The sequence below is a fragment of the Bradyrhizobium sp. AZCC 1588 genome, from assembly GCF_036924735.1.
Classification (GTDB): domain Bacteria; phylum Pseudomonadota; class Alphaproteobacteria; order Rhizobiales; family Xanthobacteraceae; genus Bradyrhizobium.
This window is the reverse complement of sequence record NZ_JAZHSC010000001.1, coordinates 3,512,692-3,538,768: the sequence shown is the minus strand read 5'-3', so window position 1 is coordinate 3,538,768 and position 26,077 is coordinate 3,512,692. Positions and strand designations below refer to the sequence as shown.

Below are 26,077 nucleotides of genomic sequence, written 5' to 3'. Positions count from 1 at the left end.
CGAATGCTGCGTGCAGGCGCGTGTTTGAAAAAGCCTCCGTCCTGCCTGGATCATGCGCTATCATAGCGAATGCGCATGACACCCTCCGACAGCAAACTGATCAACCTGTTTCTCGACATGCTCGCGGCGGAACAGGGAGCGGGCGACAATACGCTCGACGCCTATCGCCGCGACCTCACGGATTTTTCCGATTTTCTCGGCCGCAAGGGACAAAACTTTACCCGCGCCGGGACCGACGTGCTGCGCGACTACCTCGCCGATCTCGACACCCGCGGCTTCAAATCCTCCAGCGTGGCGCGGCGGCTGTCGGCGATGCGGCATCTGTTCCGCTTCCTGCTCAACGAGCGCGTCCGCGCCGATGATCCGGCGGCGATCCTGTCCGGCCCGAAGCGCGGCCGCGGGCTGCCGAAGGTGCTGTCGATATCGGATGTCGACCGTATGCTGACGCGGGCCAAGGAATTGACCGAGGCCGAGAACGCCTCGCCGCAGCAGCGGCTGCGCGCGATGCGGCTGTATTGCCTGCTGGAAGTGCTCTACGCCACCGGCTTGCGCGTCTCGGAGCTGGTGGCGCTACCGCTGTCGGCCGCGCGGCGCGATGCCCGCATGATCATGGTGCGCGGCAAGGGCAACAAGGAACGGCTGGTGCCGCTCAACGAAGCCTCAAGGCAGGCGATGGCCGATTATCTCGCCGCCATGGAAGCGCTCAAGCCCGAGAAGAAGAAAAACGCCGCCGCATCGAAGTGGCTGTTTCCCTCTTTCGGCGAGAGCGGCCATCTGACGCGGCAGCACTTTGCGCGTGACTTGAAGGAACTGGCGGCGGCGTCAGGCCTCGCGCCGCGGCTGGTCTCGCCGCACGTGCTGCGCCACGCCTTTGCCAGCCATCTGCTGCATAACGGCGCGGACCTGCGCATCGTGCAGACCCTGCTCGGCCACACCGACATCTCGACCACGCAAATCTATACCCATGTGGTCGAGGAACGGCTGAAGAGCCTGGTGCGCGACCTGCATCCGCTGGCGGAGAAGTAGGTCCGCGCCCCGGACGCTGCGCAGCACGCAGTGATGCGCTGCTGAGCCGGGGCCCGCCCCGCGGTGAAAATGGGTCCCGGCTCTGCGGCGCGGCACTTCGCGCCGCACCGCGTCCGGGACACGGAGATATCCCCGCGCGTGCCTCATTCGCCTTGACTTCCGCGGCTTCTCCCCCGAAACAGCCATCCCGCCCGCGGCCTTGTTTGGCGCGCTTTCGGCAAACCGGGCTATCCGGACCGAGATGCGCGCTAAATCATTGAAGATGCGTGCTTTCTTGGGGCGAATCGAAAACCGCTTCGCCTCGCAGCGCGTTGTTACCTATATTGTCTTGATGCCGGAACAGATGCGCAGCTATCTCGACTTCGAAAAACCAGTCGCCGAACTCGAGTCCAAGATCGACGAATTGCGCGCGCTGGCGGCGTCCGGCAGCGACATCGGCGACGAGATTGCGCGCATCGAGGACAAGGCCTCCCAGGCGCTGGCCGATCTCTACGCCAATTTAACGCCGTGGCAGAAGACGCTGGTGGCGCGCCATCCGCAGCGCCCGCACTTCACCGATTTCATCAGCGCGCTGGTCACCGAATTCACGCCGATGGCGGGCGACCGCAAATTCGCCGAGGACGAGGCGCTGGTGGGTGGCTTCGGCCGCTTCCGCGGCGAGAGCATCTGCGTCGTCGGCCAGGAAAAGGGCGCCTCGACCGAGGGCCGCATCAAGCATAATTTCGGCATGGCGCGGCCTGAAGGCTATCGCAAGGCCGTGCGGCTGATGGAGCTCGCCGACCGCTTCGGCATTCCCGTGCTGTCGATCGTCGATTCCGCCGGCGCCTATCCCGGCATCGGCGCCGAGGAACGCGGCCAGGCGGAAGCGATCGCGCGCTCCACCGACGCCTGCCTGTCGCTCAGCGTACCCAATGTCGCGATCGTCACCGGCGAAGGCATGTCCGGCGGCGCCATCGCCATCACCACCGCGAATAAGGTTTTGATGTTCGAACACGCGATCTACAGCGTGATCTCGCCGGAGGCGGCCTCCTCGATCCTGTGGCGCGACGGCACCAAGGCCCAGGAAGCTGCCACCAGCATGAAAATCACCGCGCAGGACATGCTGCGATTCGGCGTGATCGACCAGATCCTGAAAGAGCCCGCCGGCGGCGCCCATCGCGATCCGGCCGCCATGATCTCGGCGACCGGCGATGCCATCGCGGAGGCGTTCAACGACCTCCGCAATCTCGACGCGGATGCTGTCCGCCGACATCGGCGGCAGAAATTCCTCGATATCGGCCGCAAGCTCGGCTGATCGCTTCGTCCCGCATCTGATCTCGCTTGATGCGGTCGCCCCCGAGCGAGCCTACTGGCCCCAATGATTAACGACCTCTAAACGGCCATTATTTTCGCCAGCGCGCATGATTCGGCCGCAATTAGGCCCCGAGCCCGGTCTTTAGTTTCTGTTGACCATGCCTGCCGCAGCAGCCGCTGGACGGCCCCGTTCGGGTTGCGGCGCAGGGGGGCAATGGGTAATATTTTAGACAATGGCTTCAGGGCATGTCGCTGTTGATTTGGGGTGCGAGAATGCCCGGTGGGTGTGGAGCTTAGCCTTTGATTAACCGCTCGCTGGTTCGCGCGCTCGTCACCTCGGCTGTCCTTGTGGGCGCAGGCGTGTTGATGGCCGGCTGCAACAGTGACGGCATTTCGCTGGCCAACAACGCCAAGGCCAACCAGCCGGTCCCGCCCAAACTGATCGCCGACATGACGGCGAAGGACATGGACCTGCAGTCCCCGATCCTGGTCCGGCTGTTCAAGCAGGAAGCCGAACTGGAGATCTGGAAGCAGGACCGCTCCGGCCGTTTCGCGCTGTTGAAGACCTACCCGATCTGCCGCTGGTCGGGCGATCTCGGCCCGAAGGTTCGCGAAGGCGACCGCCAGGCGCCGGAAGGCTTCTACTCGATCTCGCCGGCGCAGATGAACCCGCAGTCGGCCTATTACCTCTCCTTCAATACCGGCTATCCCAATGCGTTCGACAAAGCATTGGGACGTACCGGCTCGCAGTTGATGGTGCATGGCGACTGCTCCTCGCGCGGCTGTTACGCGATGACCGACGAGCAGATCGCGGAAATCTATTCGCTGGGCCGCGAATCCTTCTTCGGCGGCCAGAAGTCGTTCCAGTTGCAAGCCTATCCGTTCCGGATGACGCCGGCCAACATGGCCAAGCATCGCAACAACCCGCACATGCCGTTCTGGAAAATGATCAAGGAAGGCAATGATCATTTCGAGGTGACACGGCAGGAGCCGAGGGTCGATTTCTGCGAAAAGAAATACGTGTTCGACGCGGCCAAGCCGCCGAACGCGACCAAGGACCCGGTGTTCGACGCATCGGCCAAATGCCCGGCCTATGTGATATCAGATGAAATCGCCGACGCCGTGCGCGAGAAGCAGGCGACCGATATTGCCGAGACCGCGCGGCTGATCGCAAAGGGAACGCCGGTGGCGCGGATCAACACCGGCATCGACGGCGGCATGCACAGGGTGTTCGCCGCCAGCGTGCCCGAAGGCAGCACCGGGCTTTCGGAGCCCGGCGACGGCTCGACCCTGTCGCTGATGGCGCGCGCGCCAGGCACCGTTCCCTCTCACGTCAATCCGCCGAAAGCTCCAGCTCCGTCTGAAAACCTGCTGAGGGGTCCGCCGGAGCAGCCGAAACTGGCCGCAGTACCGGCTGCGGCTCCTGCCTCTGCCCCAGCTTCGACGCGGGTCGCCAATGCGGCGCCGACTGAGCAGAATGACGGCTTCTTCTCCAGCCTCGCCCGCAAGGTCGGCCTCGGCGGCGCAGCCGACGCCACCGCCAGCACGCCACCGTCCAAGCCGAAGGCGGCGACCGAGGCCAAGCAGCAGCCGCGTCCTGAAGCCGCTGCGCCGAAGACGACGGCAGCGAAGCCCGACGTCAAACACGCCGCCGCCAGCCGCCCGCCGCTGAAACCGTCGCTGTCGGATGCTCCTCCCGCGGCCGCCAAGGACAATCAGGTCGCAGGCTCCGCGCCGATCGTGTCCACAAACTCGTTCGATAGCCGCTTCGGTGCGGTGAAGTAGCGCAATTTTCGCCAAGACATTTCTCGTGGCTGTCGCCGGAGCGAGCAGTCACCCATATCCAGCAATCTCGGCCGTTAGAGGGATCGCAGCCCTGGCCACGCGCAACAACTGACGTGGGGACGGGTTGTAGCCTTGCGGCGACGGTGACCGGTTGCGTCAGGTGTTGCGGATGAAGATGCCGCTAGAGCCTTTTCGGTCTGATTGAATCAGAACCGGGCTCTAGACTTTTGTTTTGACGCGTTTTCTTGACGCGAACCGGTGTCCACTTCGCTGGAAAACGCTCTAATCCTTAGGTCAGCCGCCGCTAGCCTCGGTCATGAGGCCGCTTCATCCCGAGCTACAAGCCCCGGCCCCGCGACCGGCTTCGCTGCGGGCAAGACGATGGGGTTAGCCCAGCGGCGCGCGACCACCACGATGGCGCATACCACATAGAAGCACAGGCCCAGCGCATAAGTCTTGGCAATGCCGAACTGGATCGAGAGGGCCATGCCCAGGACCGAGGCAAGCATCGACGTAATCCCGTTGGTGCTCCAGAAGAACGGCAGGAGATCGGCATGACGGCGCCAGATTGAGAGCCCGAGGGGAAACATCATCCCCATGCAGAACGCCGGGGGCGCCAACAGGAGGACTGAAATCAGAATGCGCATGTCGGTTGGCTCCGACCGCGCCCACTCCGTGACAAAGGGAGTAAGCAACCCTGCCGCTACGAGCGTGGTCAACAGCGCTGCAATCCTTACGAAGGTCGCGCGCGGTCGCGCACCGACCGTGGCGCTTCCGATTCCGCTAAAGAGCAGAATGGTGAAAAGCACCACGCTCAGCCCGTAGACGGGATGTCCGAGAAACACCATCAGGCGCTGCATCTGCGATATCTCGATGAGCATGAAGCCCATCCCGATTGCGCTGAAATAGCCGACTGGCGACGCCAGCGTCGACAATGGCATCCGCCTCGCAAGACGGAAGAAGGGCAAGACGATGTAATATCCGCAGGCGCAGAGCGCTATGATGATGAGCACCACCGTCACGCTGATCGCGGCATTGTTCTGCAGCGCACCCGGCGACTGGATATTCACGAAATCGCCGAGACGCGATGTGAAGAAGAAGAACGGATTGTCGTCCGTCGAGGGAGCGATATTCTCCGGCAGCGAATCGAAGTAAGCCGCGTCCGCCTTGCCGGACAACAACACCGAAGTGACGGAATCAAACTTGACGTCCGGCCCAAGCAGTATCTTGAAGCCCTGCGCCTGGAGTCGCTCGCGCGCGGCCTGCCATTGCCCGTCGGTGAACGCATCCGGACGGGTAATTACCGTGACAATGTTGCCAACGTTCAGCGCAATGACGTGTCGTGACAGCTCGGCCGCAGGCGCTCCTCTGCGCTGAAGCGCGCTCGCTGCGATCGATACAAGGCGATAAAACTCGCCACGATGAAATTTGGGATCGTACCAGCGCGAGACCGAGAGAATCCCGCCCGGCTTGAGCGCCCGGTAGAAATCGTCCCACGCCTCCACCGTGTAAAGGCGATTTTCCGTCAGCGTCAGACCGCCCGCCGCCGTCGCGGCCCAGGTATCGATCAGCGATATCTGAACAAGGTCGTATCGATCGGATGAATGGTTGATGTAGCTTCTGGCTTCGGCATTGACCAGGGATACGCCCGGCTGGCGATCGAGATGGCCGGAGAAATCGGCGAATTTGTCGGTGAGGACCTCGAAGATCGCCGGGTTGATCTCAATTCCGCGTATCCGCTTGGCGCCGAAAAGCAGGCCGGAGAGAATATCACGGCCGCCACCGACGCCGACGACGGCGACGTCATCCGGTTGCTGCACCAGATACGCGCCATTGATCACGTCGTCCTTGAGGTAGGAGAGCTTGCTCAGATCGCCGTCGAACCTTGTGATAGGGGTCCCCGCATCCGCGTCGATATCGAGGTAGTGCTGATCTATCTTGACGTTCGACTCACGGGCGAGCCCCCACCCGAACGGTTCAATCTCTCCGAGGGGCCTTACCCTGATGCGCGAGTAGGTATTCCAGCGCTCGAACAATGTACCGTTCTGCTGGTCCCCCTTGGCCCAGACCACGCCGAGATGGCTGCTGCCGGTCAGGGCGAGGCTGGTATGCGCGGCGGCCACGACGGCAAGCACCACCGCGATGGTCCCGCTCAGGCGCAAGGTTCTGACGTCATCGCCATTTCGCACGACCATCCAGCCGGCAGCGGCAGCTAAAGCGCCGATCCAGAGCGTAGCGCTCACCGGATCGATTACCAGCAATATGAAAATGACACCAAGGCATCCGACCGCGGCTCCCAAAAGATCGGACGCATAAAGCCAGCCGCCCCGATAGGGCAGCCGCGTCAGCAAAAGCGTGATGCAGACCCCGCCCTCCGTGAAGGGACTTATGAAGGCCAGGATTGCCAGCGCCAGAACGATCGGCACGTATGCGGCGGGCACCACGAGCGGCGCACACAGAAAGACGAGCATCGCGCCGACACTGCCAATCGCGAACCACGATGCGTGGTGCGCGAATTCCACGCCAACCCGCTCGGGAGCGTATCGTTCAGGCTTGCCATAGACCTCAATCGCCCCCCGCGTGAGCCCGAGCATGGCAAGTGAGATGGCGGCGAAGGCGAAATGATAATACAGCATCACGCTGAAGAAGCGCGTGATCAGGATCTGGTAAGAAAGCGTTGCCGAGGCAAGCGCAAAAATCGCCAGATAATAACGGCCTGGAATGCGGGTCATGGTTTGCAAGGCGCTGTCCTCGAATCGGGCTCCAAACAGAGCCTTCCAAGTGCGTCCTGACCGGCTCGCGCAAATGCGCAACCGCTACGATGCCCGCAACTTCCTAACAACCGGTTGACCGGCCTGCGGTCTTTCGGGTGTCGGCCATAGCCGGAGAGATCCCGAACTCAATGCTTGGCGAAAACTTGCGGGCAGTCTGGCCAAAAGTCTGCCGGCACAGGTTACCCCTCCCTGGCGGGAGGGTTAAGACAAGCTTACGCGTACCGCCCGTGGCAGTGCTTGTACTTCTTGCCGCTTCCGCAGGGACAATCCTCGTTGCGGCCGACCTTGCCCCAGCTTGCGGGGTTTTTCGGATCGCGGTCGGCGGCTGGAGCCTGGGGCACCAGCGAGGCGTTGGCAAAGGCCATTTCGTCTTCGCCGGTATTGGGATCGAACTTGTGCGCTTCCATCGCCGGCAGCACCGGCTGCTGCTCTTCCGGCGGCACGATCTCGACGCGCATCAATTGCGCCGTCACCGCCTCGCGCAGATGCGCGGTCATCGCCTCATACAGGCCGAAGGCTTCCGACTTGTATTCCTGCAAGGGATCGCGCTGGCCATAGCCGCGCAGGCCGATCACCTGACGCAGATGATCGAGCATGATCAGGTGCTCGCGCCAGAGGTGGTCAAGCGTCTGCAAGAGGATGGTTTTCTCGACGTAGCGCATCACGTCGGGCCCCCATTGCGCGACCTTGGCCGCCATGTGCTCGTCGACGCGCTGCTCGATCCGCGTCAGCAGTTCCTCGTCGGCAATGCCTTCTTCCTTGGCCCATTCATCGACCGGCAGGTCGATGTCGAGCACGCGCTTCAATTCTTCCTTGAGGCCGGCGACATCCCACTGCTCGGCGTAGGCATGCTCGGGGACGTGCTTGGTGACGATGTCGTCGATGAAGTCGTGACGCATATCCGTGACCATTTCGGCCACGCTGTCGCTCCTCATCAGCTCGACGCGCTGGTCGAAGATCACCTTGCGCTGGTCGTTCTGGACGTTGTCGAACTTGAGCAGGTTCTTGCGGATATCGAAGTTGCGCGCCTCGACCTTCTGCTGCGCCTTCTCCAGCGCCTTGTTGATCCACGGATGGATAATGGCCTCGCCCTCCTTCAGGCCAAGCCGCTGCAGCATGGTGTCGAGCCGGTCGGAGCCGAAGATCCGCATCAGATCGTCTTCCAGCGACAGGAAGAATTTCGAGCGTCCGGGGTCGCCCTGGCGGCCGGAGCGGCCGCGGAGCTGGTTGTCGATGCGCCGGGATTCATGGCGCTCCGAGCCCATGATGTAGAGCCCGCCGGGCTTGGTCACGGTCTTGGCCGCCTTTGAGCCCTTGGCAGGCTCGAGCTCCACCACTTCCTCTGCCTTCAGCACGATCTCGCGGAAGCGCTCGATGTCGGCCTTGATCTGTTCGATCTTTTTGGCCTTCTCGGCCTCGTCGGTGATGTCGGCGGTCTCCTGAAGGATCCGCATCTCGAGCGAGCCGCCGAGCTTGATGTCGGTACCGCGGCCGGCCATGTTGGTCGCGATCGTGATCGCGCCGGGCACGCCGGCCTCGGCAACAATATAGGCTTCCTGCTCGTGGAAGCGCGCGTTCAGCACCGCAAACAGTTTTGCCGGCTTGCCGGCGCGCGCGGCGGCATAGAGCTTCTCCAGCACGGCGTCGTTGCCGAAATCGATCTGCTTGTAGCCGTGCTTCTTCAGATAGTCGGCCAGCACTTCCGACTTTTCGATCGAGGCGGTGCCGACCAGCACCGGCTGCAGCCGCGCATTGGCGCGCTCGATCTCGGCCAGGATGGCGGCGTATTTCTCGGTCTGGGTGCGGTAGACCTCGTCGTCCTCGTCGAGACGTGCCACCGGCAGATTGGTCGGGATTTCCACGACCTCGAGCTTGTAGATGTCAAACAATTCGTCGGCTTCGGTCGCGGCCGTACCGGTCATGCCCGCGAGCTTTTCGTACATCCGGAAATAGTTCTGGAACGTGATCGAGGCCAGCGTCTGGTTTTCCGGCTGGACCTGAACGTGCTCCTTGGCTTCCAGCGCCTGGTGCAGGCCTTCCGAATAGCGCCGTCCCGGCATCATGCGGCCGGTGAACTCGTCGATGATGATGACTTCGCCGTCGCGGACGATGTAGTCCTTGTCACGGGTGAACAGCGAATGCGCCCGCAGCGCCTGGTTGATGTGGTGCACGACCGAGACGTTCTCGACGTCGTAGAGCGACTCGCCCTTGAGCTGGCCGGCGTCGCGCAGCAGCGTTTCGATCTTCTCCATGCCGGCTTCGGTCAGCGTCACCGTGCGCTGCTTCTCATCGACCTCGTAATCGGTCTTGTCGAGCTGGGGGAAGAAGGTATCGATGGTGTTGTAGAATTCCGAGCGGTCGTCGAGCGGGCCGGAGATGATCAGCGGCGTGCGCGCCTCGTCGATCAGGATCGAGTCGACTTCGTCGACGATGGCGTAGAAATGGCCGCGCTGGACCATGTCCTCCAGCCGGTACTTCATGTTGTCGCGTAGATAATCGAAACCGTATTCGTTGTTGGTGCCGTAGGTGATGTCGCGCGAATAGGCATCCTTGCGCTCGCCATCGTCAAGACCATGGACAATGACGCCGACAGTCAAGCCGAGGAAATTGTAGATCTGGCCCATCCATTCGCTATCGCGGCGGGCGAGGTAGTCGTTGACGGTGACGACGTGGACGCCCCGGCCGGCCAGCGCGTTGAGATAGACCGCGAGCGTCGCCACCAGCGTCTTGCCTTCGCCGGTCTTCATCTCGGCGATGTCGCCCTCATGCAGCACGATGCCGCCGATCAACTGGACGTCGAAATGCCGCTGGCCGAGGGTGCGCTTGGCGGCCTCGCGGACGGTGGCGAAGGCTGGAACCAGGATGTCGTCGAGCGTCTTGCCGTCGGCGAGCTGCTGGCGGAATTCGGCGGTGCGGGCTTTCAGCGCCTCATCCGAGAGTTTCGCGAGTTCGGGCTCAAGCGCATTGATGGCGTTGACGCGGGATTGGTATCCCTTCACCCGCCGGTCGTTGGCGGAGCCGAAAAACTTGCGGGCGAGCGCGCCGATCATGCCAATTCCTGCCTTTGCCGTTACTTGCGTTGCAAGCCGTGATGGACCACCAAATTGCCTATCAACTCACCGTGACGCACGGCGGCAAATACCCCGTTCCGAGGCGTCATCCGCCTAATGAGTGGGAATTAAGCAATCCAAGGTTCAACGGCAAAAAACGCAGTAAAATAAGCGCTATCGCCGCTGGACGATCCGGCACAGATATGGCCGGGGTCGGGCCTTGTCAACGTGGGTCCATATGTCAAGGAATTCATCATTTTGACAGACTTTTCGCGTTGCCAAGGCCGCATGTTTGGGCGAGTGTCCCGCCGCCTTTGGCGCCCCTCTTCAAGACAAGGATTTTCCATGACCACCTCGTTCCCGGAAACGAAAACCGGCCTGCGCTTCGGCACGGCCTGCTCACGGGGTTCTTTGGCCGTAATGGCCTGTCTGGCTGCGGTTCTTGCCGCCAGCCTGCCGGTTCGCGCCCAGGACAACCCCGTTCTCGCCAAGGTTAACGGTGCGGAGATCCGCCAGAGCGACGTCGCGCTCGCGGAAGAGGAACTCGGCCCCAGCCTCGCGCAAATGGACCCGGCAACCAAGAAGGACAACGTGCTGGCCTTCCTGATCGACCTCAAGATCGTCGCCAAGGCCGCCGAGGAAAAGAAGGTCGAGAATTCCGAAGACTTCAAGAAGCGCCTGGCGTTCACGCGCAGCCGCCTGCTGATGGACAGCCTGCTCGCCACCGAGGGCAAGGCCGCGACCAGCGAAGAGGCCATGAAGAAGGTCTATGAGGAGGCCGCCAAGCAGATCACCGGGGAAATGGAAGTCCACGCCCGGCACATCCTGGTCGAGACCGAGGACGAGGCCAAGACGATCGCGGAAGAGCTGAAGAAGGGCGGCGACTTCGCCGAACTGGCGAAGAAGAAGTCCAAGGACCCCGGCGCCTCGGATGGCGGCGATCTCGGCTTCTTCACCAAGGAACAGATGGTGCCGGAATTCTCCGCTGTCGCCTTCACGCTCGAACCCGGCAAGATCTCCGATCCCGTCAAGTCGCAATTCGGCTGGCACCTCATCAAGGTCGAGGAAAAGCGCGCCCGCAAGGCGCCCGAGTTCGAGCAGGTCAAGGCCCAGATCGAGACCTATGTGACGCGCAAGGCGCAGGCCGAATACGTCGCCAAGCTGCGCGAAGCCGCCAAGGTCGAGCGCATGGACAAGCCGGCCGAGGCCATCAAGCCGGATGCAGCAAAGCCCTCGGATTCCAAGATGGCGCCGCCTAAGAAGTAAAAAATCGCTGTCACTTCTGCGAGACCGATAGTATCTACCATCGTCATGGCCGGGCCGAAGCGCCCGGCCGTTCCATGTCCGGGGACCGGTTGACAGGCCCTGAAGACGTCGATGCCGGCGCAGGTCCGGCTATGGTTGATCTGGTCGAAGAAGGTGCTCGCATGTCCACCACCGTTTCCCCCCTCGCCCCGACCGATGTCCCCGAGATGCCCGCGATTGCAGGCGTCAAGCTCGCGACCGCCGCCGCCGGCATCCGCTACAAGGGGCGAACCGACGTGCTGCTCGCGGTCATGGACAAGGGCACCACGGTTGCCGGCGTGTTCACCAAATCGAAATGCCCGTCTGCGCCGGTGGAATGGTGCCGCGCCAAACTCGGCCGCGGGCAAGCCCGTGCGCTGGTGGTGAACTCCGGCAATGCGAACGCGTTCACCGGCAAGACCGGTAAGCAGTCGACGGCGCTGACCGCGCAAACCGCGGCGAAGGCGGTCGGCTGCGCGACCTCCGATGTGTTCCTCGCCTCCACCGGCGTGATCGGCGAGCCGCTCGACGCCACCAAGTTCGACGGCGTGCTGGCAACGCTGGCGGATGCCGCCACGCCCGATCACTGGATGGACGCGGCGAAGGCCATTATGACGACCGACACCTTCCCGAAGGTCGCAACCGCCACGGTGAAGCTCGGCAAGGCCAAGGTGACCATCAACGGCATGGCCAAGGGCGCCGGCATGATCGCGCCCGATATGGCGACCATGCTGTCTTTCGTGTTCACCGATGCGCCGCTGTCGTCCGCCGTGCTGCAGTCGCTGCTCAAGAGCGGCGTCGAGGACACTTTCAACGCCATCACCATCGACAGCGACACCTCGACCTCTGATACGCTGCTGGCGTTCGCGACCGGCGCGGCCGCCGACGATGGCGCGCCAAAGATCAGTCGCGCCAGTGACCCCCGCCTGAAGGCGTTTGCCAAGGCCTTCCAGGGTGTGCTGGCGAACCTTGCCGAACAGGTGGCCCGCGACGGCGAAGGCGCGCGCAAGCTGGTCGAGGTTATCGTTGAAGGCGCGACCACCAAGAACTCCGCGCGCAAGATCGCCATGTCGATCGCGAACTCGCCGCTGGTGAAGACGGCGATCGCCGGCGAGGATGCCAATTGGGGCCGCGTGGTGATGGCGGTCGGCAAGGCCGGCGAGCCCGCCAACCGCGACAAGCTTTCGATCTCGTTCAACGGCATTCGCGTCGCCAAGAGCGGCGCGCGCGATTCGTCCTACAACGAGGCGGAGGTTTCCGAGGTGATGAAGAACCCCAAGATCCAGATCAAGGTCGCGCTTGGCCTCGGCAAGGGCCGCGACCGCGTGCTGACCTGCGACCTCACCAAGGAATATGTCGCGATCAATGGTGACTACCGGTCATGAGCGAGACGGGGGCGCATGGCTGACATCAAGCTCACCCTCGTGGTCGCCTGCGCGCTGGTCGATGCCGACAAGCGCGTGCTGATCGCGCAGCGCCCGGAAGGAAAGGCGCTCGCTGGCTTGTGGGAATTTCCCGGCGGCAAGGTCGAGCCCGGCGAGCGGCCGGAGCAGACCTTGATCCGCGAACTGCATGAGGAGATCGGGATCGACGTCAGCGAGCCATGTCTGGCGCCGCTGACGTTCGCGAGCCACGCCTATGAAAACTTTCATCTGTTGATGCCGCTCTACATCTGCCGGCGCTGGGAAGGCATGGTGATAGCGCGCGAAGGCCAGCAACTGGCCTGGGTCCGCGCCAACAAGCTGCGCGACTACCCGATGCCGCCCGCGGACATTCCGCTGATCCCGCATCTGATCGACTTGTTGATGTGATGGACGGCGTTCCCCGGATGCTGCGCAGCACGAAGTGATGCGCTGCTGTTCCGGGGGTCCATCGTGGGTCCCGGCTCTGCGGTGCACCGCTGAAGAAGCGCTGCACCGCGTCCGGGACACGATCAGCCCTGTGGCTTCCCCTTCGCTGCCGCTTCCAAATTCGCTTTCGCCGAACCCGGCCCCAGCGCCTCTTCGGCGGTACGCAGAGCCCAGACACAGAATGGCGAAAACAACCCCATGCAAAGTAGAACGGGGCCCGGCTCGCCGCACTCGTGCTGCTTGCGTCCGGGGCACGAGAAGGAAAAATGGTCCGTCGTCACGGCCCAACCTAGAGCGTGGACTCATAACGCGCAGCAAACCACAGCCGAATGGATGAAAGCTGGACCAAGGCAAGGTAATTGGCGGCGAGCTTGTCGTAGCGTGTCGCGACCCGACGACATCGCTTGGTCCGATCGAAGAACCGTTCGACTCTGTTAGGAGCGCGGTAGAGATAAGGGGCTGAAGCAGATTGCCCACGCGGCTTGTTGGGCAGGCATCGCTATGGCAACCCATTCACAATCGGCGAGTTCATAGCCCATGATCAGAGCCCCCCATTTGGAGTTTGGATCACAGGCGTCCGGCCAAACGCAACGCGTGGTCCTGGCTCGGCTTCGGCGCTTTCGGGGTAAAGCCGACATCGACTGGTCCACACGCGCCGGCGAATCTGTCGAAAATGACCCGAAGCGGACATCTGACCAGAGACGATACCGTAACGATAGGTCTGGAATGTTCGTCTTTCCTGATCTGTTCCTATGGGCGGTAGGGTGCTGGCCTGTTTCGACCCCAGTGGCCTGATTTGAAAAGCGAAGTGGCCGAATTTGATTCAGGTCAAGCGTGTGGACATCGCGCGAGCAGCAATGGTGCCCATTCCAATTGCGAATGAATCGTTGGTGCTGGCCTCTTTCAGCTCAGCGGGGCTCTAGCTGATCGCCATTGAAAATGTGCAACATGCCCGAGAAGGCAGGATGATCCGCTTCAACGACATAGCGGACTGCGCCCGCCCGATTCGTAAAAACAGAAACGATGAAACCCGGATATTCGTAACCTGATCGCTTCTTTACTCGGTCGCCTACATTGAACGGTGCGTCTGTCATTTAATTCCCCGGGGCCGCCTCAGTTGGCGGCCTCTTTCATATCAGGCCAAGCCGGGAATGTCGCCTGTTGGCACAATCGAGACATCCCGACGCAGAGTAACAATGTCTGTTCATAGGGGTAGAGCGGAAGTCGTCGGTGCGCGCCAAATCGACGCGAATGACCCGAAGCAGACCAGACCACTCGAGGCGGTACTTCGGATTCGCAGCCTCGGGGACCTCTATCGGTGAATGGATGCGCGTCATGTCCGAACATGTCCATGTCGCGGAGCTGCGCGGCCATACATAAAAGAAGAGCGAAACAACCTTTTTAGGTAGTTCTCGGACGCATCAAGTCGCGATATTGGGCACGGGTGATGGAATTTTCTCGGGGGAAGCTGCAGTGAAGAAGTATGGATTGTCCGCGTTTCCAGCGTTGGCGCTGGGTACCGCAATGACTTTGGCGGCGATAACGGAAGGTAGGGCAGCCACAATCACGCAGATTGTTGATTTGACCAGCAGCAGTTACCGGGCTCCGAATAATAATGGCGTCGGTAGCACGGCGTTTTCTCAGTTCGATCCCACTCTCGGAACGCTGACCAGCGTAACGTTCGGACTTCCGGCGGACGATTGGTATCCTTCATCGGGCGGTTGGCTTCCTTATCTAGCTTTCATTTACAAAGGCCCCACCGTCGTCGGTGGCACTGTCAGTCCGTACTATTTCTTGTATTCGGGCGGCTTCCAAATAGTGGGAACTCGCTATAGTCCATTCCCACAATCCACCAACTCCGGAATCACAGCGGATTTCACTTTCAACAACACTTCTGACAGCAACCTAGCCTACTATATCGGACTCGGGGCGTTGACACTCACTTATTCCGACGGCCGTGAGACTGTCGCCGACTTTTGGAATATGCCCGTGTATTGTCCTTTGCAGAACTGCACAAGTGCGCGCCCTCATCCGGAGATGGCGATCACGTACACCTATACGGAAGCAGTCGCCGCCGTCCCCGAAGTGTCCACATGGGCCATGATGGTCCTCGGCTTCGCTGGCCTCGGCTTCATGGGTTATCGGCGGAAGAGCGCGCCTGCATTTCGACTAGCCTGATTCCAACGTTTCCATGCGCCCAAAGAGGCCGCCTCAGTGGGCGGCCTTTGTCGACCTTGGTCCATGTCGCCTTGCAGTGATGGTCCAGAAGCGTGATGTCCGCAGTTGGGGGAAGACCGGAAGTAGTCGGCCGACGACCAAGATGACGCGATTGACCCGAAGCAGACCAGACCTCAGGAGGTGGTACTTCGGGTTCGCAGCCTCGCGGGGCCTCTATCGGTGGATGGCGGCCTTCGCGGGCGAACTTGGTTGAGGTCAGGTTTGCGCAGCGGTTCTTTGACTTGCGGGTCGCGTCACAGACACAAGGGCTTCGGTTACAGCTCCCATCGAACGATCTCTCCGTCGTTCATAGGTGCATCGGCCCGCCGTCCGCGTTTTAGAGTCGCCCCTAGCGGTTTGCGTCATCCCCGGGTTGACTGCGGGCTCAATGCGTTATCGCAGCTTGCCGAGCCAGAGCGCGGCTAGCGTCGCGCGGTTGCGCACGCCGAACTTGGCGTAGATCGACTTGACGTGGAAGTGCGTGGTGTTCGGACTTTGGTCGAACTTCTGCGCAATCTCCTTTTCCGCGTGCCCGTCGAGCAGTGCGAGCAATACCCTGCGCTCAGCGGGTGTCAGGGCCGCGTCGGCGATGAGCAGGCCGTGGCTGAGCAGTTGTTGACGGTGAACCATCTCAACCCCCGCATCGTGAAGCCCAGGCGCTGGCCATCGTGCGCCGAGAAGCGAGGTGCCTGTGCATCGCGAAATACGAACAGGCGGATCCTCACGTCGTCATTGAGCGCAATGCGCACTGAAATGCTGTCGGCGAATCCGACGTCCAAATAGTACCGACGATAATGCTCGCCCTCGAACCATTCCGGCGGCAGCGCTTCGAACAGCAGGCGGACACGGAACGGCTCATCTCCCGACACGGAAAGAATCTGAGACAGGTCGACGTTGTCGGACCAGAGCGTATCGTACTGCTTCTGCACAGATGCCGCCACGGCCGGTATCGGGTCCAGCACCCGGACAAGGCGCGGACGCCAGCCAAGCAAGGGATCGGTCCGCTTCGGCGAAGGCAATCGCACAAGCACACCCCATAGCACATTGCGTGCCGACAACATGGTACGCAGTGCGGACAGCAGGTGTGTCAGCGCGGCGTCGCCGTCGGCGGCCGAGAAGTCGGCCAGCTGATCCCAGAGTGCATAGACATCTTGGTTTTGCGGATCGATGGGATCCGTGGAGAGATGCATGTCATTCCCAAAGCGTGTGCAGGTCGGCCGGCCTGCGCGGGCATGCATAAACGACAACGAACCACCTTTCTAGGTAGTTTTCAGACGCATCACGTGGCGCGATATTTAGCGGGTGCTGGGAAGACGGGTCCTCCCACCGTGACGACATTGGGAGGTCTGTCGAGGAGCGAACGGTACCGATGGCTTCCCGGCTCTTTCATCATCCCATCATGCGCTGCTCCGGTTTGCAAAAGCGGGAGCATCGACGTCCCCGAGAGACATCGAGAGATCAAAGATCTCCCGGTGGAGAATTTTTACGACATGACGTTCGTATTTCCAGTGGCAATTGATCGCACGATCTAGCGCCTCCGAGACGCGGGTGTTGCCTTTCTTCTTAATCCTCACACCCGGAGCGGCAATCGATATTGAGCGGTGAATATCTAAGCGCCTTCTTTTTCAAAACGATCATCGCGGACCAAACTGCCTCAGGAGCTTTTCTTGCAAATTTACAGAAATAAACTTGGTCACGCCGACCATGCCATTGCGCGGCTGCCTTTGACATGGTGGGAGCGCGCCTGCTTCCGGTCAAAGCTGCGCGAGGATATCAGCGACAGATCTGATTTTCTACGCGATGTCGGCATCGACGTGCTTGAAGCGCATGCTGAAGCGTGCCGCTTTTTCTGGCAACCGATCACGCTGAAGCGCCTGCCAATCCTGGATTATGCCCCTGCAACTGCCGCCATCGCGCGGTCAGCCCTCGAGGCCGTTGGTTCCAGATATTGTGCTGACAACGCATTAAATCATCAATCTACCGTGGCGTCCTGATAATGAAAAACACTTCGCACCCTTCGGCCGTACTGCCGCCTCTCGCTCCGTTTCACGTCGAGAAGGAAAGGCGAAGCTTCTTCGCTTTTATCACGTCGGCGCTGCACAGCTCACGGCGCCTTCAGGCAGGTCGAATCCTGCGTCAATACGAACACTTGATCGCGCCTTCCGAGCAATCCGCTCCGCGCCAATGTAGCCAGGATTCCGAAACTCGGGAAATGCTCGTCACCAGCAGGCCGCGCTGCGGTCTTGCTGCAGGAGGTCGTTTCCTTGGATAGCCTGATCGCAATCTACATCGCATGGATCGTTGCCCAGACCGGTTTGTCGGCTCCCCATCATCCGCCGATCCACTTCGTGACACCGGCGGAAATGGCAATGCGACACGGCTCGCCGGAAAATAGCGGACTGGAGTTGCAGGCGCTCTACAATCGCGACGAGGGGTCAATTTACCTGCCTCAGGGCTGGCGACCCGATGATCTGCGACAGAAAAGCACTCTGGTGCATGAACTGGTGCACCACGTGCAGAGGTCAAACAACATCGTCCTCCCCTGTATTGCTGCTTACGAACGCCAAGCATACGAATTGCAGATCAAATGGCTGCGGGAAGAAGGGGTGACCGATCCGTACGAGCTTATCAAAACCAATGAGCTGAGCATCTACATGGTTAGCGTATGCCGTGACGGGTCATAAATGCCGAATGGGCCAAGGGACCTGGCTCAATCACTTCGCCTCGTAGTCCGATGCTATCGATTATCTAGCTAGCCGCGGCCACGGATCTCTCGCCATTGTGGATGCAGCCATTCATGTGGCCGATTACAGTTTTGCGCGTGGACCAGGAAGACCGGCCCTGAGAACGTCTCTCCTAGAGTTTCGAAGAACCTCCCTGTCAACCGATGTCAACCTTGTCAACCGTGTCGACCTGACTTTCAGCGCCTTAAGCTAGCGCGGTGGCGGGGTGCGAATTACCGGCGGACTATCCAAGTGCCAGAGGGACCCGTGAGAAAAGGATATCTTGTCCGCTCTCAGGTTCTTAGCCGCCGCTGATGCCCTGTCGGTTAGGTCGGCAAGTGACCCTCCGCGACATGTTGCGCCGCGGCGCGAGCCTGGTCGCAAGCTGGGCAAAGCGGACATAGTCTTCGTCGCGTCACGCCGACGGGTTATGGGTACATGGCCTAATCTCATCCCGCCTTGGGTTGTCTATTTGGGAGCAGTTTTCTTCACCGCGGCTTCCAGGCTTGCTTTCGCCGAACCCGGCTTCAACGGCTTTTGCTGGCTCTCGTGCGGCGCCCAGCCGGAGAGCCAGACAATATCGAACGTCGCGCGGATACGGCCGTCCGCATCCGCAAAACGTTCGCCGTAGATCTGCGCCATCCGCAACATCGTGGCGCGGCGGGTCGGCGTCCGTCGCCGCTCGATCAAAAAATTGGTCGCACCCATCCGCCTGAGATCGGCCATCAGCGCAAACGCGCTGTCGTAGCGCACCACGACGCGATCGACGTCGGTCACCGGCAGCGCGAGCCCTGCGCGCTGCAGGAGGCCGCCGATATCCCGCAAATCCGCAAACGGCGCGACGCGCGGCGATACCCCGCCCTCGCATTCGGCTTCCGCCGCGGCAAAGCTCTGCCGGAGCTCCGTCAACGTATCGCCCCCGATCATCGCCGCCAGCAACAGCCCATCCGGCTTCAACGCGCGGCGGATCTGCGCCAGCACGCCGGGCAGATCGTTGACGAACTGAAACGCCAATGCGGAAACAGCGAGATCGAGCGATTGCGGCGGCAAGCGCAGGGTTTCGGATTGATCGACATCGAGGCGGGTGATGGATGCGAAGCGATCGGCCAATGGTTTTCGCAGGAGCTCGCCCGGCGTCCAGATATCGGCCGCATCGGCAAAACCTCGCGTCACTGCCTGCAGCCGCTCTTCGAAATCTTCCCTGATACGATCGAGCAGGAATGTCGCCGGCCCGCCGCGCCGCGCGCGGTCTAGCCGCGCGCGCAAGAGCGCACGGTCGAACAGGATGGGCGCGCTGGCCGGGTTCGAAGTCATGCCGGTTGGTACGCTGGCTGCCTATCTCTGGCAATGCCGTGCTTGAGCCGCACGCGGCACAGCGCTAGCCTCACGCCATGGACGCCGAGGCATCACCACCACGCTCCATTTCCAGCCAGCTTCGCGGCGCGTTGAGCGCCTGCCGCGACGCATTCGCGCACCTGCCGCGGCTCGCGCTCGACATCGCGCTGCCGACGCAGTGCGTTTCCTGCCGCGAGCCGGTCGATGGCGAGGGCGTTTGCGCGGCATGCTGGGCGAAACTGTCGTTCATCGCACCACCGTTCTGTCCGCGGCTCGGCATCCCCTTCGTCTACGATCCGGGTCCGGAATTGCTGTCGATGGAGGCGATCGCCAATCCGCCGGCCTACCAGCGCGCCCGCGCCGCGGTGCGTTATGACGACGTCGCCCGCACGCTGGTTCATGCGCTGAAGTACCAGGATCGCACCGATCTGGCGCCGGCGATGAGCCGCTGGATGGCCCGCGCAGGCAAGGAATTGCTTGATGAAGCCGACGTGCTGGTCCCTGTTCCCCTGCACTGGCGACGCGGCTGGAGCCGCCGCTACAACCAATCCGGCGCGCTGGCGCGGGTGATTTCGCGCCAAACCGGCGTCAAACTGGCCTCTGAGGCGCTTCGTCGCATTCGCGCGACCGAGCAGCAGATCGGGCTATCCCGACCACAGCGCGCCAGCAATGTGCAGGGCGCCTTCAAGGTCGCCGCCGACCGCGTGGCCGACATCCAGGGCCGCCGCGTCATCCTGATCGACGACGTGCTGACGTCAGGCGCCACGACCGACGCTTGCGCCCGGGCGCTACTGCGCGCCAAGGCCGCGCAGGTCGACGTGCTGGTATTCGCGCGGGTTGTGGACAGCCACCGGGCTCCCATATAATTCAAGGACTTGCCAATCAGAGCGCGCCATGACTGCTATTGAAATCTATACCCGCCCGGGCTGCGGCTACTGCACCGCCGCCAAATCGCTGCTGACGCGCAAGAACGCCGCGTTCACGGAACTGAACGTGGCCGCCGACCCCGCCCATCGCGAGCAGATGTACGACCGCGCAGGCCATGGCTCGACCTTCCCTCAGATCTTCATCGGCACAACCCATGTCGGCGGCTGTGACGAGCTTTATGCATTGGACCGCGCGGGCAAACTCGACGCTTTGCTGGCGGGAGAAAAGGCCCCCTCATGAGCGCTGGTTCCACCTTCACCGCTGCCATGGTGCAGATGCGCACCGGGCTGCTGCCCGAACCGAGCCTCGAACAGGGCATCAACCTGATCCGCGAGGCCGCAGCGCAAGGCGCCGACTACGTGCTCACGCCCGAGGTGAGCAACATGATGCAACTGAACCGCAAGGCGCTGTTCGAGCATCTTGCATCGGAAGCAGACGACCTCTCGCTGAAGGCCTATCGCGCGCTGGCCGCGGAGCTGAAGATTTATCTTCACATCGGCTCGCTGGCGCTGCGCTTCTCGCCCGAGCGCGCCGTCAATCGCTCGTTCCTGATCGGGCCTGACGGCAATTTGCTCGCCAGCTATGACAAGATCCATATGTTCGATATCGATCTGCCCGGCGGCGAGAGCTATCGCGAATCCGCCAACTACCAGCCGGGCGAAACTGCCGTGATCTCGGACCTGCCGTGGGGCCGGATCGGGCTGACGATCTGCTACGACGTGCGGTTTCCGGCGCTCTATCGCGCGCTGGCCGAGGCCGGCGCGTCGTTCCTCACCGTGCCCTCGGCCTTCACCAGGAAAACCGGCGAGGCACATTGGCACACGCTGTTGCGCGCCCGCGCCATCGAGACCGGCTGCTTCGTGTTCGCCGCGGCGCAATGCGGCATGCATGAGAACAAGCGCGAGACCTACGGGCATTCACTGATCATCGGCCCCTGGGGCGAGATCCTCGCGGAGGGCGGCGTCGAGCCCGGCGTATTCCTCGCCAACATCGACACATCCAGGGTCGAGACGGCTCGGAGAGCCGTGCCGTCGCTACAACATGGCAGACGCTTCGGCATTGCCGATCCCAAGGCCGGCCCCGAGCATCTGCACCTCGTCCGAGGCTCGGTATGATCCGCTACAACCTTCGCTGCGAGAAAGGCCATGCTTTCGAAAGCTGGTTTCAAAGCTCCGCGGCTTACGAGACCCAGGAAAAGCGCAAGCTGGTGAGCTGCCCGAATTGCGGCTCGGTCAAGGTCGAGCGCGCCATCATGGCTCCGCAGATCGTCAGCAAGAAGGGCCGCGAGCAAGCTGCGCCTACGCCGGCCGCGCCTGCGGAAGCAACCGGATCGGAATCGACGCCGCTGTTGATGGCGCAGGAGCGCGAGCTGCGCGCCAAGCTGAAGGAATTGCGCGATCACATCGTCAAGAATGCCGACAATGTCGGCGAGCGCTTCCCCAACGAAGCGCGCAAGATGCACTACGGCGATATCGAGCACCGCCCGATCTACGGTGAAGCCACGCCGGATGAGGCGCGCGCGCTGATCGACGAAGGCGTCGAGGTCTCCCCGCTGCCGGTGCTGCCGGACGACCGGAATTGATGGACTAGCGTGACGCCGTAGGGTGGGAAAAGCGACAGCGTGCCCACCATATCTCGGCAAATATCTGTGGCTGGAACGGTGGGCACGGCGCAATCCGCCTTTGCCCACCCTACGGCTTCGGACTACGCCGCCACCAATAGCGCCACGCCCACTACGATCAGCACGATGCCCGACAGCTCTCGTGCCGACAATGGCTGCTTGAACGAGTAATACGACACAGCCTGCGCGAACAGCACTTCGACCAGCGCCAGCGTGCGCACGTTGGCCGCCGCAGTCAGTGCTAGCGCCAGAAACCAGAATTGCGAGGCGAACGCGCCCATGAAGCCCGCCAGCATCGAGGGCCGCCACAGCCCGAAAATCTTCATCAGCACATCAGGCGCGCGGGCGAGCAGGTAGACCGTCAGCACCAGCGTCTGCACGAACAGGCCGAACACCAGCGTGTACGACGCCGCGGTGACGAAGGAGACGCCCGGCACCACGATGACCGCGCCGCGAAAGCCAACGGCCGACAGGGCAAAGCCCGCCGCGGCAACCAGGCCGATGATGGTCGGCTTCAACTCCGCAAAACCTTTTTCGCCGCCCGGCCGCAGCGCCGTGATGACCACGCCGACGGTCGCGATCACGATCGCGACCACTTTCAGCGCCGTCAAATGATCGCCAAGAAAGATGAAGCCGAAGATCGCAGTCTGGATCGCCTCGGTCTTGATATACGCCGTGGTCACGACAAACGAGCGATCGTTCATCGCAAGCAGCATCAGACCGGTGGCCACGATCTGACTCAGCGCGCCGAGCAATAGCCACGGCCAGAACGCCACCGTCGGCCACGGTACAGGGTCGCCGGTGAAAGCCACCACGACAGTGAAGAAGATGATCGAAAACGGAAAGCCGAACAGGAAGCGGATATTGGTCGCGCCCCAGGTCCCGAGCGGCCCCGTCAACGACCGCTGCATCGCATTGCGGGCGACCTGGCCCAGCGCAGCGATGATGGTGAAGGGAATCCAGAGCGTGGCGACGGAGAGCATGGGGAATACCGGCGGGAAGCTGCCGCACCATGCCGGGCGCCACGAATGCGGTCAACCGGAGCGGCGTCATGGCGGTAATGCGCTGCCCTACCGCAAACCCGCCGTCGTCCCTGCGAACGCAGGGACCCATACGCCGCGGCCCGCGGAAATGGCACACGGCGAGACGGCTGCGCTTCAACAATGTAAGCTGGTGGTTATGGGTCCCTGCGTTCGCAGGGACGACACTGGTGATGCGGTAAAAGTGCCGCCATCAGTTACACCCCTTCCGCCACCACCATGTAGTTCACGTCCATGTCGGACGAGATACTCCATCTGTCGGCGAGCGGGTTATAGACCACGCCGGCCTGCTCGGTGATGGTGAGCCGGTTGTTGGCGAGGTGCTGGGCGAGTTCGTCCGGCGTGACGAACTTGTCCCATTGATGGGTGCCGCGCGGCAGCCAGCGCAGCACATATTCAGCGCCGACGATCGCGAGCGCAAAACTCTTCCAGTTGCGGTTCAGCGTGGAGACCACCATCATCCCGCCCGGCTTGACCATCGCCGCGCAGCGGGCGAGGAACGCGCCGACATCCGTGACATGCTCGATCACTTCCATCGCCAGCACGACGTCGAACCGCTCGCGATGGTCCATCTGCTCGACGGTGGTACAGCGATAATCGATCGACATATGCCCCTTGTCGGCGTGCAGCTTGGCAGCCGCAATATTGGTCGCGGACGGATCAATCCCGATCACCTGCGCGCCGAGCCGCGTCAACGGCTCGCACAACAGGCCAGCGCCGCAACCGATGTCGAGGATCCGCAGCCCCGAGAGGCAACTCAGGCTCCTGGCGTTACGCTCAAACTTGCGGCAGGCAGCGTCGCGGATATAGGCGAGCCGCAGCGGGTTGATCTTGTGCAGCGGGGCCATCTTGCCTTTGGGGTCCCACCACTCATCCGACAATTTCGAAAATTTCGCGACCTCGGCCGGGTCAACGCTGCCGCCCATCACAGAAAAGCCGGCGGATGAATTTCGCTGTATGGCCATGATTTAGGTGCCGGCCGGTCGGGTGGTGATGGCGGTGCGAAACGCCAGCGGGCGCGCAATGGTGGAAATGGTTTGCGTGCCCTCGCCGACGCCCTGAATGGTGACGTCGCCGTAGTTCAGGATGCGGCCGAGGATGCTCTGGTTGACGTCGACGCTCTCGACCTTGTCGAGGCTCATCTCGAAAGTCCGCCGCTTGATGAAACCCGTCTTGTGGACGACTCGCATATTGGTGACGTCGGTCTCCGTGGTCCAGCGATGGAACCAGGCCGTCGCGGTCCAATACAATGCCGCAAGTCCAGCGACGCCCGCCAGCCCTAGGCAAAGCAACATCAACGCGTCGGGGCTGACCATACGCGACAGCACCAGAAAGACGAGCGCCACGACCCACGCCGCGATGGCCGGCAAAAAGAACATCCAGTGTGCGTTGGTCGAATACAGCACCCTCTCGCCGGGTTGCAGGATATCATCGATATAACGCCCCATACGCTCGTCCTGAATTAACCCGTCACCACAGCAATTTGCGCCATTTTTGGGTCGAAAACGGAACCGGGGGTGCTTGCCCCGGACCGCGTCGCTATGTATACGCCGCTTTCGGCCCGGGCGCTCCACTTTCCGTGCGGGTCACCTAACTTATCCTCACAGGGAATGCACGCGACGTCATGGGCCGCCTCGTGATGAAATTCGGCGGTACGTCCGTCGCCAACATCGACCGAATCCGCAACGTCGCGCGTCACGTCAAACGCGAAGTCGACGCCGGGCATGACGTCGCCGTCGTTGTATCAGCCATGGCCGGCAAGACCAACGAGCTGGTCGGCTGGTGCGGCGACGCCTCGCCGCTGCATGATGCGCGCGAATATGACGCCGTGGTGGCATCCGGCGAACAGGTGACCTCGGGCCTGCTCGCGATCGTGCTGCAGGGCATGGGCATCCAGGCCCGCTCGTGGCAGGGCTGGCAGATCCCGATCAAGACCTCCGACGCCCACGCCTCGGCGCGGATTCTCGAGATCGACGGCAGCGAGATCACCGCTCGATTCAAGGATCGCCAGGAAGTCGCCGTCATTGCCGGCTTCCAGGGCATCAACCCGCAGACCAACCGGATCACCACGCTCGGGCGCGGCGGTTCGGATACCTCGGCGGTGGCGATCGCCGCCGCCATCCGGGCCGACCGCTGCGACATTTATACTGACGTCGACGGCGTCTACACCACCGATCCCCGGGTGGTTCCCAAGGCGCGGCGGCTCGACAAGATCGCCTTCGAGGACATGCTGGAACTGGCCTCGCTGGGCGCCAAGGTTCTGCAGGTGCGCTCGGTGGAACTCGGCATGGTGCACAACATACCTGTGTTCGTACGTTCCAGCTTCGACAAGCCCGAGGATATCGACCCGCACGGCACACCACCGGGCACGCTGATCTGCAGCGAGGAGGAAATCATGGAAAGCCACGTCGTCACCGGCATCGCCTTCTCCAAGGACGAAGCCCAGATTTCGCTGCGCCAGATCGAGGACAAGCCGGGCGTAGCCGCCGCGATCTTCGGCCCGCTGGCCGAAGCCAACATCAATGTCGACATGATCGTGCAGAACGTCTCCGAGGACGGCAAGACCACCGATCTCACCTTCACCGTTCCCGCCTCCGACTATAACCGCGCCCGCGACACCATCACCTCGTCGAAGGGCAAGATCGGCTATGCCCGGCTCGACAGCGCCACCGACGTGTCGAAGGTCTCGGTGATCGGCAGCGGCATGCGCAGCCATGCCGGCGTCGCGGCGAAGGCCTTCAAGGCATTGTCCGAGCGCAACATCAACATCCGCGCCATCACCACCTCGGAGATCAAGTTTTCGGTGCTGATCGACGCCGCCTATACCGAACTCGCGGTGCGCACGCTGCACACGCTCTACGGGCTCGACCAGGCTTAGAACGATTTTCTCTCAAATTTAGCGCATGGTCTGATCCCAGACCGGCTTGGTTTGGCGGACTTCGCTGGCGCAGCATCGGTGCTGACACACACGTTATTGCTTCTGGCAGGCGTTTTGCTTGGCAAAGCGAGCCTCGATTGGCTATACGGCCTGTGAGGTGGTTGCCGCAAACTGCGCCACGGTTTGGCGGTCCCGATTCGGCCGGGATCCGGCGCCCTGCGGCAGCGCCGAATGAATAAAATTGTTGTTTTTCGTGCGTTTCACGCCAGCTACC

The 26,077-nt window shown here is 62.1% G+C and carries 22 protein-coding genes and 2 pseudogenes; 14 read left to right on the top strand and 10 right to left on the bottom strand.

Annotated elements, in window-relative coordinates; translation table 11 throughout:
* The first annotated feature begins 69 nt into the window (after nt 1-69).
* From xerD to V1277_RS16520, 3 genes are all read left to right on the top strand, one after another.
* Nucleotides 70-1,026, top strand: coding sequence for a site-specific tyrosine recombinase XerD (gene xerD / locus V1277_RS16530; protein ID WP_334417251.1), 957 nt, complete (start codon nt 70-72; stop codon nt 1,024-1,026).
* A gap of 331 nt (nt 1,027-1,357) precedes the next feature.
* Entirely contained in the window at nt 1,358-2,320 is a 963-nt protein-coding gene (locus V1277_RS16525) for an acetyl-CoA carboxylase carboxyltransferase subunit alpha (RefSeq protein ID WP_334420393.1), read from the top strand.
* Nucleotides 2,321-2,619: 299 nt separating this feature from the next.
* Nucleotides 2,620-4,104 (top strand): murein L,D-transpeptidase family protein, encoded by a 1,485-nt coding sequence (locus V1277_RS16520; RefSeq protein ID WP_334417250.1) that lies wholly within the window; start codon nt 2,620-2,622, stop codon nt 4,102-4,104.
* A gap of 314 nt (nt 4,105-4,418) precedes the next feature.
* Here the strand turns inward: V1277_RS16520 and V1277_RS16515 are convergent, their stop codons facing one another.
* Both V1277_RS16515 and secA read right to left on the bottom strand, forming a co-directional pair.
* Complete coding sequence (locus V1277_RS16515) at nt 4,419-6,836, bottom strand: hypothetical protein (protein ID WP_334417249.1); 2,418 nt, start codon at nt 6,834-6,836, stop codon at nt 4,419-4,421.
* A gap of 254 nt (nt 6,837-7,090) precedes the next feature.
* A complete protein-coding gene (gene secA / locus V1277_RS16510; protein WP_334417248.1) occupies nt 7,091-9,928 on the bottom strand; it encodes a preprotein translocase subunit SecA in 2,838 nt (945 codons plus the stop codon).
* 345 nt (nt 9,929-10,273) lie between these two features.
* Between secA and V1277_RS16505 the strand changes: the two genes are divergently transcribed.
* The 3 genes from V1277_RS16505 to V1277_RS16495 all read left to right on the top strand — a co-directional run bounded on the left by V1277_RS16505 (nt 10,274) and on the right by V1277_RS16495 (nt 13,023).
* A complete protein-coding gene (locus V1277_RS16505) occupies nt 10,274-11,194 on the top strand; it encodes a peptidylprolyl isomerase (protein ID WP_334417246.1) in 921 nt (306 codons plus the stop codon).
* A gap of 161 nt (nt 11,195-11,355) precedes the next feature.
* The gene (gene argJ / locus V1277_RS16500) at nt 11,356-12,597 is read left to right on the top strand and encodes a bifunctional glutamate N-acetyltransferase/amino-acid acetyltransferase ArgJ (RefSeq protein ID WP_334417245.1); all 1,242 of its coding nucleotides are present in this window, start codon (nt 11,356-11,358) and stop codon (nt 12,595-12,597) included.
* Between the two features lie 15 nt (nt 12,598-12,612).
* Nucleotides 12,613-13,023 (top strand): (deoxy)nucleoside triphosphate pyrophosphohydrolase, encoded by a 411-nt coding sequence (locus V1277_RS16495; protein ID WP_334417244.1) that lies wholly within the window; start codon nt 12,613-12,615, stop codon nt 13,021-13,023.
* A 328-nt stretch (nt 13,024-13,351) separates the two neighbouring features.
* On the opposite strand, the pseudogene V1277_RS16490 reads toward V1277_RS16495, so the two are convergent.
* Both V1277_RS16490 and V1277_RS16485 read right to left on the bottom strand, forming a co-directional pair.
* Nucleotides 13,352-13,532, bottom strand: a pseudogene (locus tag V1277_RS16490) (IS5/IS1182 family transposase); the annotation flags it as partial.
* 438 nt (nt 13,533-13,970) lie between these two features.
* Nucleotides 13,971-14,156, bottom strand: a complete 186-nt coding sequence (locus V1277_RS16485; protein ID WP_171708295.1) for a hypothetical protein — start codon at nt 14,154-14,156, stop codon at nt 13,971-13,973.
* Nucleotides 14,157-15,126: 970 nt separating this feature from the next.
* Between V1277_RS16485 and V1277_RS35010 the strand changes: the two are divergent.
* A pseudogene (locus V1277_RS35010) lies at nt 15,127-15,240 on the top strand (PEP-CTERM sorting domain-containing protein); the annotation flags it as partial.
* Nucleotides 15,241-15,672: 432 nt separating this feature from the next.
* On the opposite strand, the gene V1277_RS16475 reads toward V1277_RS35010, so the two are convergent.
* Together V1277_RS16475 and V1277_RS16470 are read right to left on the bottom strand one after the other, a co-directional pair.
* Complete coding sequence (locus tag V1277_RS16475) at nt 15,673-15,909, bottom strand: helix-turn-helix domain-containing protein (RefSeq protein ID WP_334417242.1); 237 nt, start codon at nt 15,907-15,909, stop codon at nt 15,673-15,675.
* Complete coding sequence (locus V1277_RS16470) at nt 15,852-16,469, bottom strand: LuxR family transcriptional regulator (protein WP_334417241.1); 618 nt, start codon at nt 16,467-16,469, stop codon at nt 15,852-15,854. Before V1277_RS16470 ends, V1277_RS16475 begins: the two co-directional genes overlap by 58 nt.
* 477 nt (nt 16,470-16,946) lie before the next feature.
* On the opposite strand from V1277_RS16470, the gene V1277_RS16465 reads away from it, so the two are divergent.
* Together V1277_RS16465 and V1277_RS16460 are read left to right on the top strand one after the other, a co-directional pair.
* The gene (locus tag V1277_RS16465) at nt 16,947-17,273 is read left to right on the top strand and encodes a hypothetical protein (protein WP_334417240.1); all 327 of its coding nucleotides are present in this window, start codon (nt 16,947-16,949) and stop codon (nt 17,271-17,273) included.
* A gap of 249 nt (nt 17,274-17,522) precedes the next feature.
* A complete protein-coding gene (locus tag V1277_RS16460) occupies nt 17,523-17,963 on the top strand; it encodes a DUF6647 family protein (RefSeq protein WP_334417239.1) in 441 nt (146 codons plus the stop codon).
* Between the two features lie 507 nt (nt 17,964-18,470).
* On the opposite strand, the gene V1277_RS16455 is transcribed toward V1277_RS16460, so the two are convergent.
* Complete coding sequence (locus V1277_RS16455; protein ID WP_334417238.1) at nt 18,471-19,316, bottom strand: methyltransferase domain-containing protein; 846 nt, start codon at nt 19,314-19,316, stop codon at nt 18,471-18,473.
* A gap of 77 nt (nt 19,317-19,393) precedes the next feature.
* Here V1277_RS16455 and V1277_RS16450 point away from each other — a divergent pair, with 77 nt between their 5' ends.
* Genes V1277_RS16450 through V1277_RS16435 form a run of 4 tightly spaced genes read left to right on the top strand, consistent with a single transcriptional unit; the run spans nt 19,394 to nt 21,846 of the window.
* Complete coding sequence (locus V1277_RS16450; protein ID WP_334417237.1) at nt 19,394-20,203, top strand: ComF family protein; 810 nt, start codon at nt 19,394-19,396, stop codon at nt 20,201-20,203.
* A gap of 28 nt (nt 20,204-20,231) precedes the next feature.
* A complete protein-coding gene (grxC, locus tag V1277_RS16445) occupies nt 20,232-20,504 on the top strand; it encodes a glutaredoxin 3 (RefSeq protein ID WP_334417236.1) in 273 nt (90 codons plus the stop codon).
* A complete protein-coding gene (locus V1277_RS16440; protein WP_334417235.1) occupies nt 20,501-21,379 on the top strand; it encodes a carbon-nitrogen hydrolase family protein in 879 nt (292 codons plus the stop codon). Before grxC ends, V1277_RS16440 begins: the two co-directional genes overlap by 4 nt.
* A complete protein-coding gene (locus V1277_RS16435; protein WP_334417234.1) occupies nt 21,376-21,846 on the top strand; it encodes a DUF1178 family protein in 471 nt (156 codons plus the stop codon). Before V1277_RS16440 ends, V1277_RS16435 begins: the two co-directional genes overlap by 4 nt.
* A 122-nt stretch (nt 21,847-21,968) precedes the next feature.
* Here the strand turns inward: V1277_RS16435 and V1277_RS16430 are convergent, their stop codons facing one another.
* From V1277_RS16430 to V1277_RS16420, 3 genes are all read right to left on the bottom strand, one after another.
* The gene (locus tag V1277_RS16430; protein WP_334417233.1) at nt 21,969-22,868 is read right to left on the bottom strand and encodes a DMT family transporter; all 900 of its coding nucleotides are present in this window, start codon (nt 22,866-22,868) and stop codon (nt 21,969-21,971) included.
* 254 nt (nt 22,869-23,122) lie between these two features.
* Nucleotides 23,123-23,890, bottom strand: a complete 768-nt coding sequence (gene ubiG / locus V1277_RS16425; RefSeq protein WP_334417232.1) for a bifunctional 2-polyprenyl-6-hydroxyphenol methylase/3-demethylubiquinol 3-O-methyltransferase UbiG — start codon at nt 23,888-23,890, stop codon at nt 23,123-23,125.
* Between the two features lie 3 nt (nt 23,891-23,893).
* On the bottom strand, nt 23,894-24,373 hold the full coding sequence (locus V1277_RS16420; protein ID WP_334371185.1) for a PH domain-containing protein: 480 nt from the start codon (nt 24,371-24,373) through the stop codon (nt 23,894-23,896).
* 176 nt (nt 24,374-24,549) lie between these two features.
* On the opposite strand from V1277_RS16420, the gene V1277_RS16415 reads away from it, so the two are divergent.
* Complete coding sequence (locus V1277_RS16415) at nt 24,550-25,803, top strand: aspartate kinase (RefSeq protein WP_334371186.1); 1,254 nt, start codon at nt 24,550-24,552, stop codon at nt 25,801-25,803.
* Nucleotides 25,804-26,077: the final 274 nt, after the last annotated feature.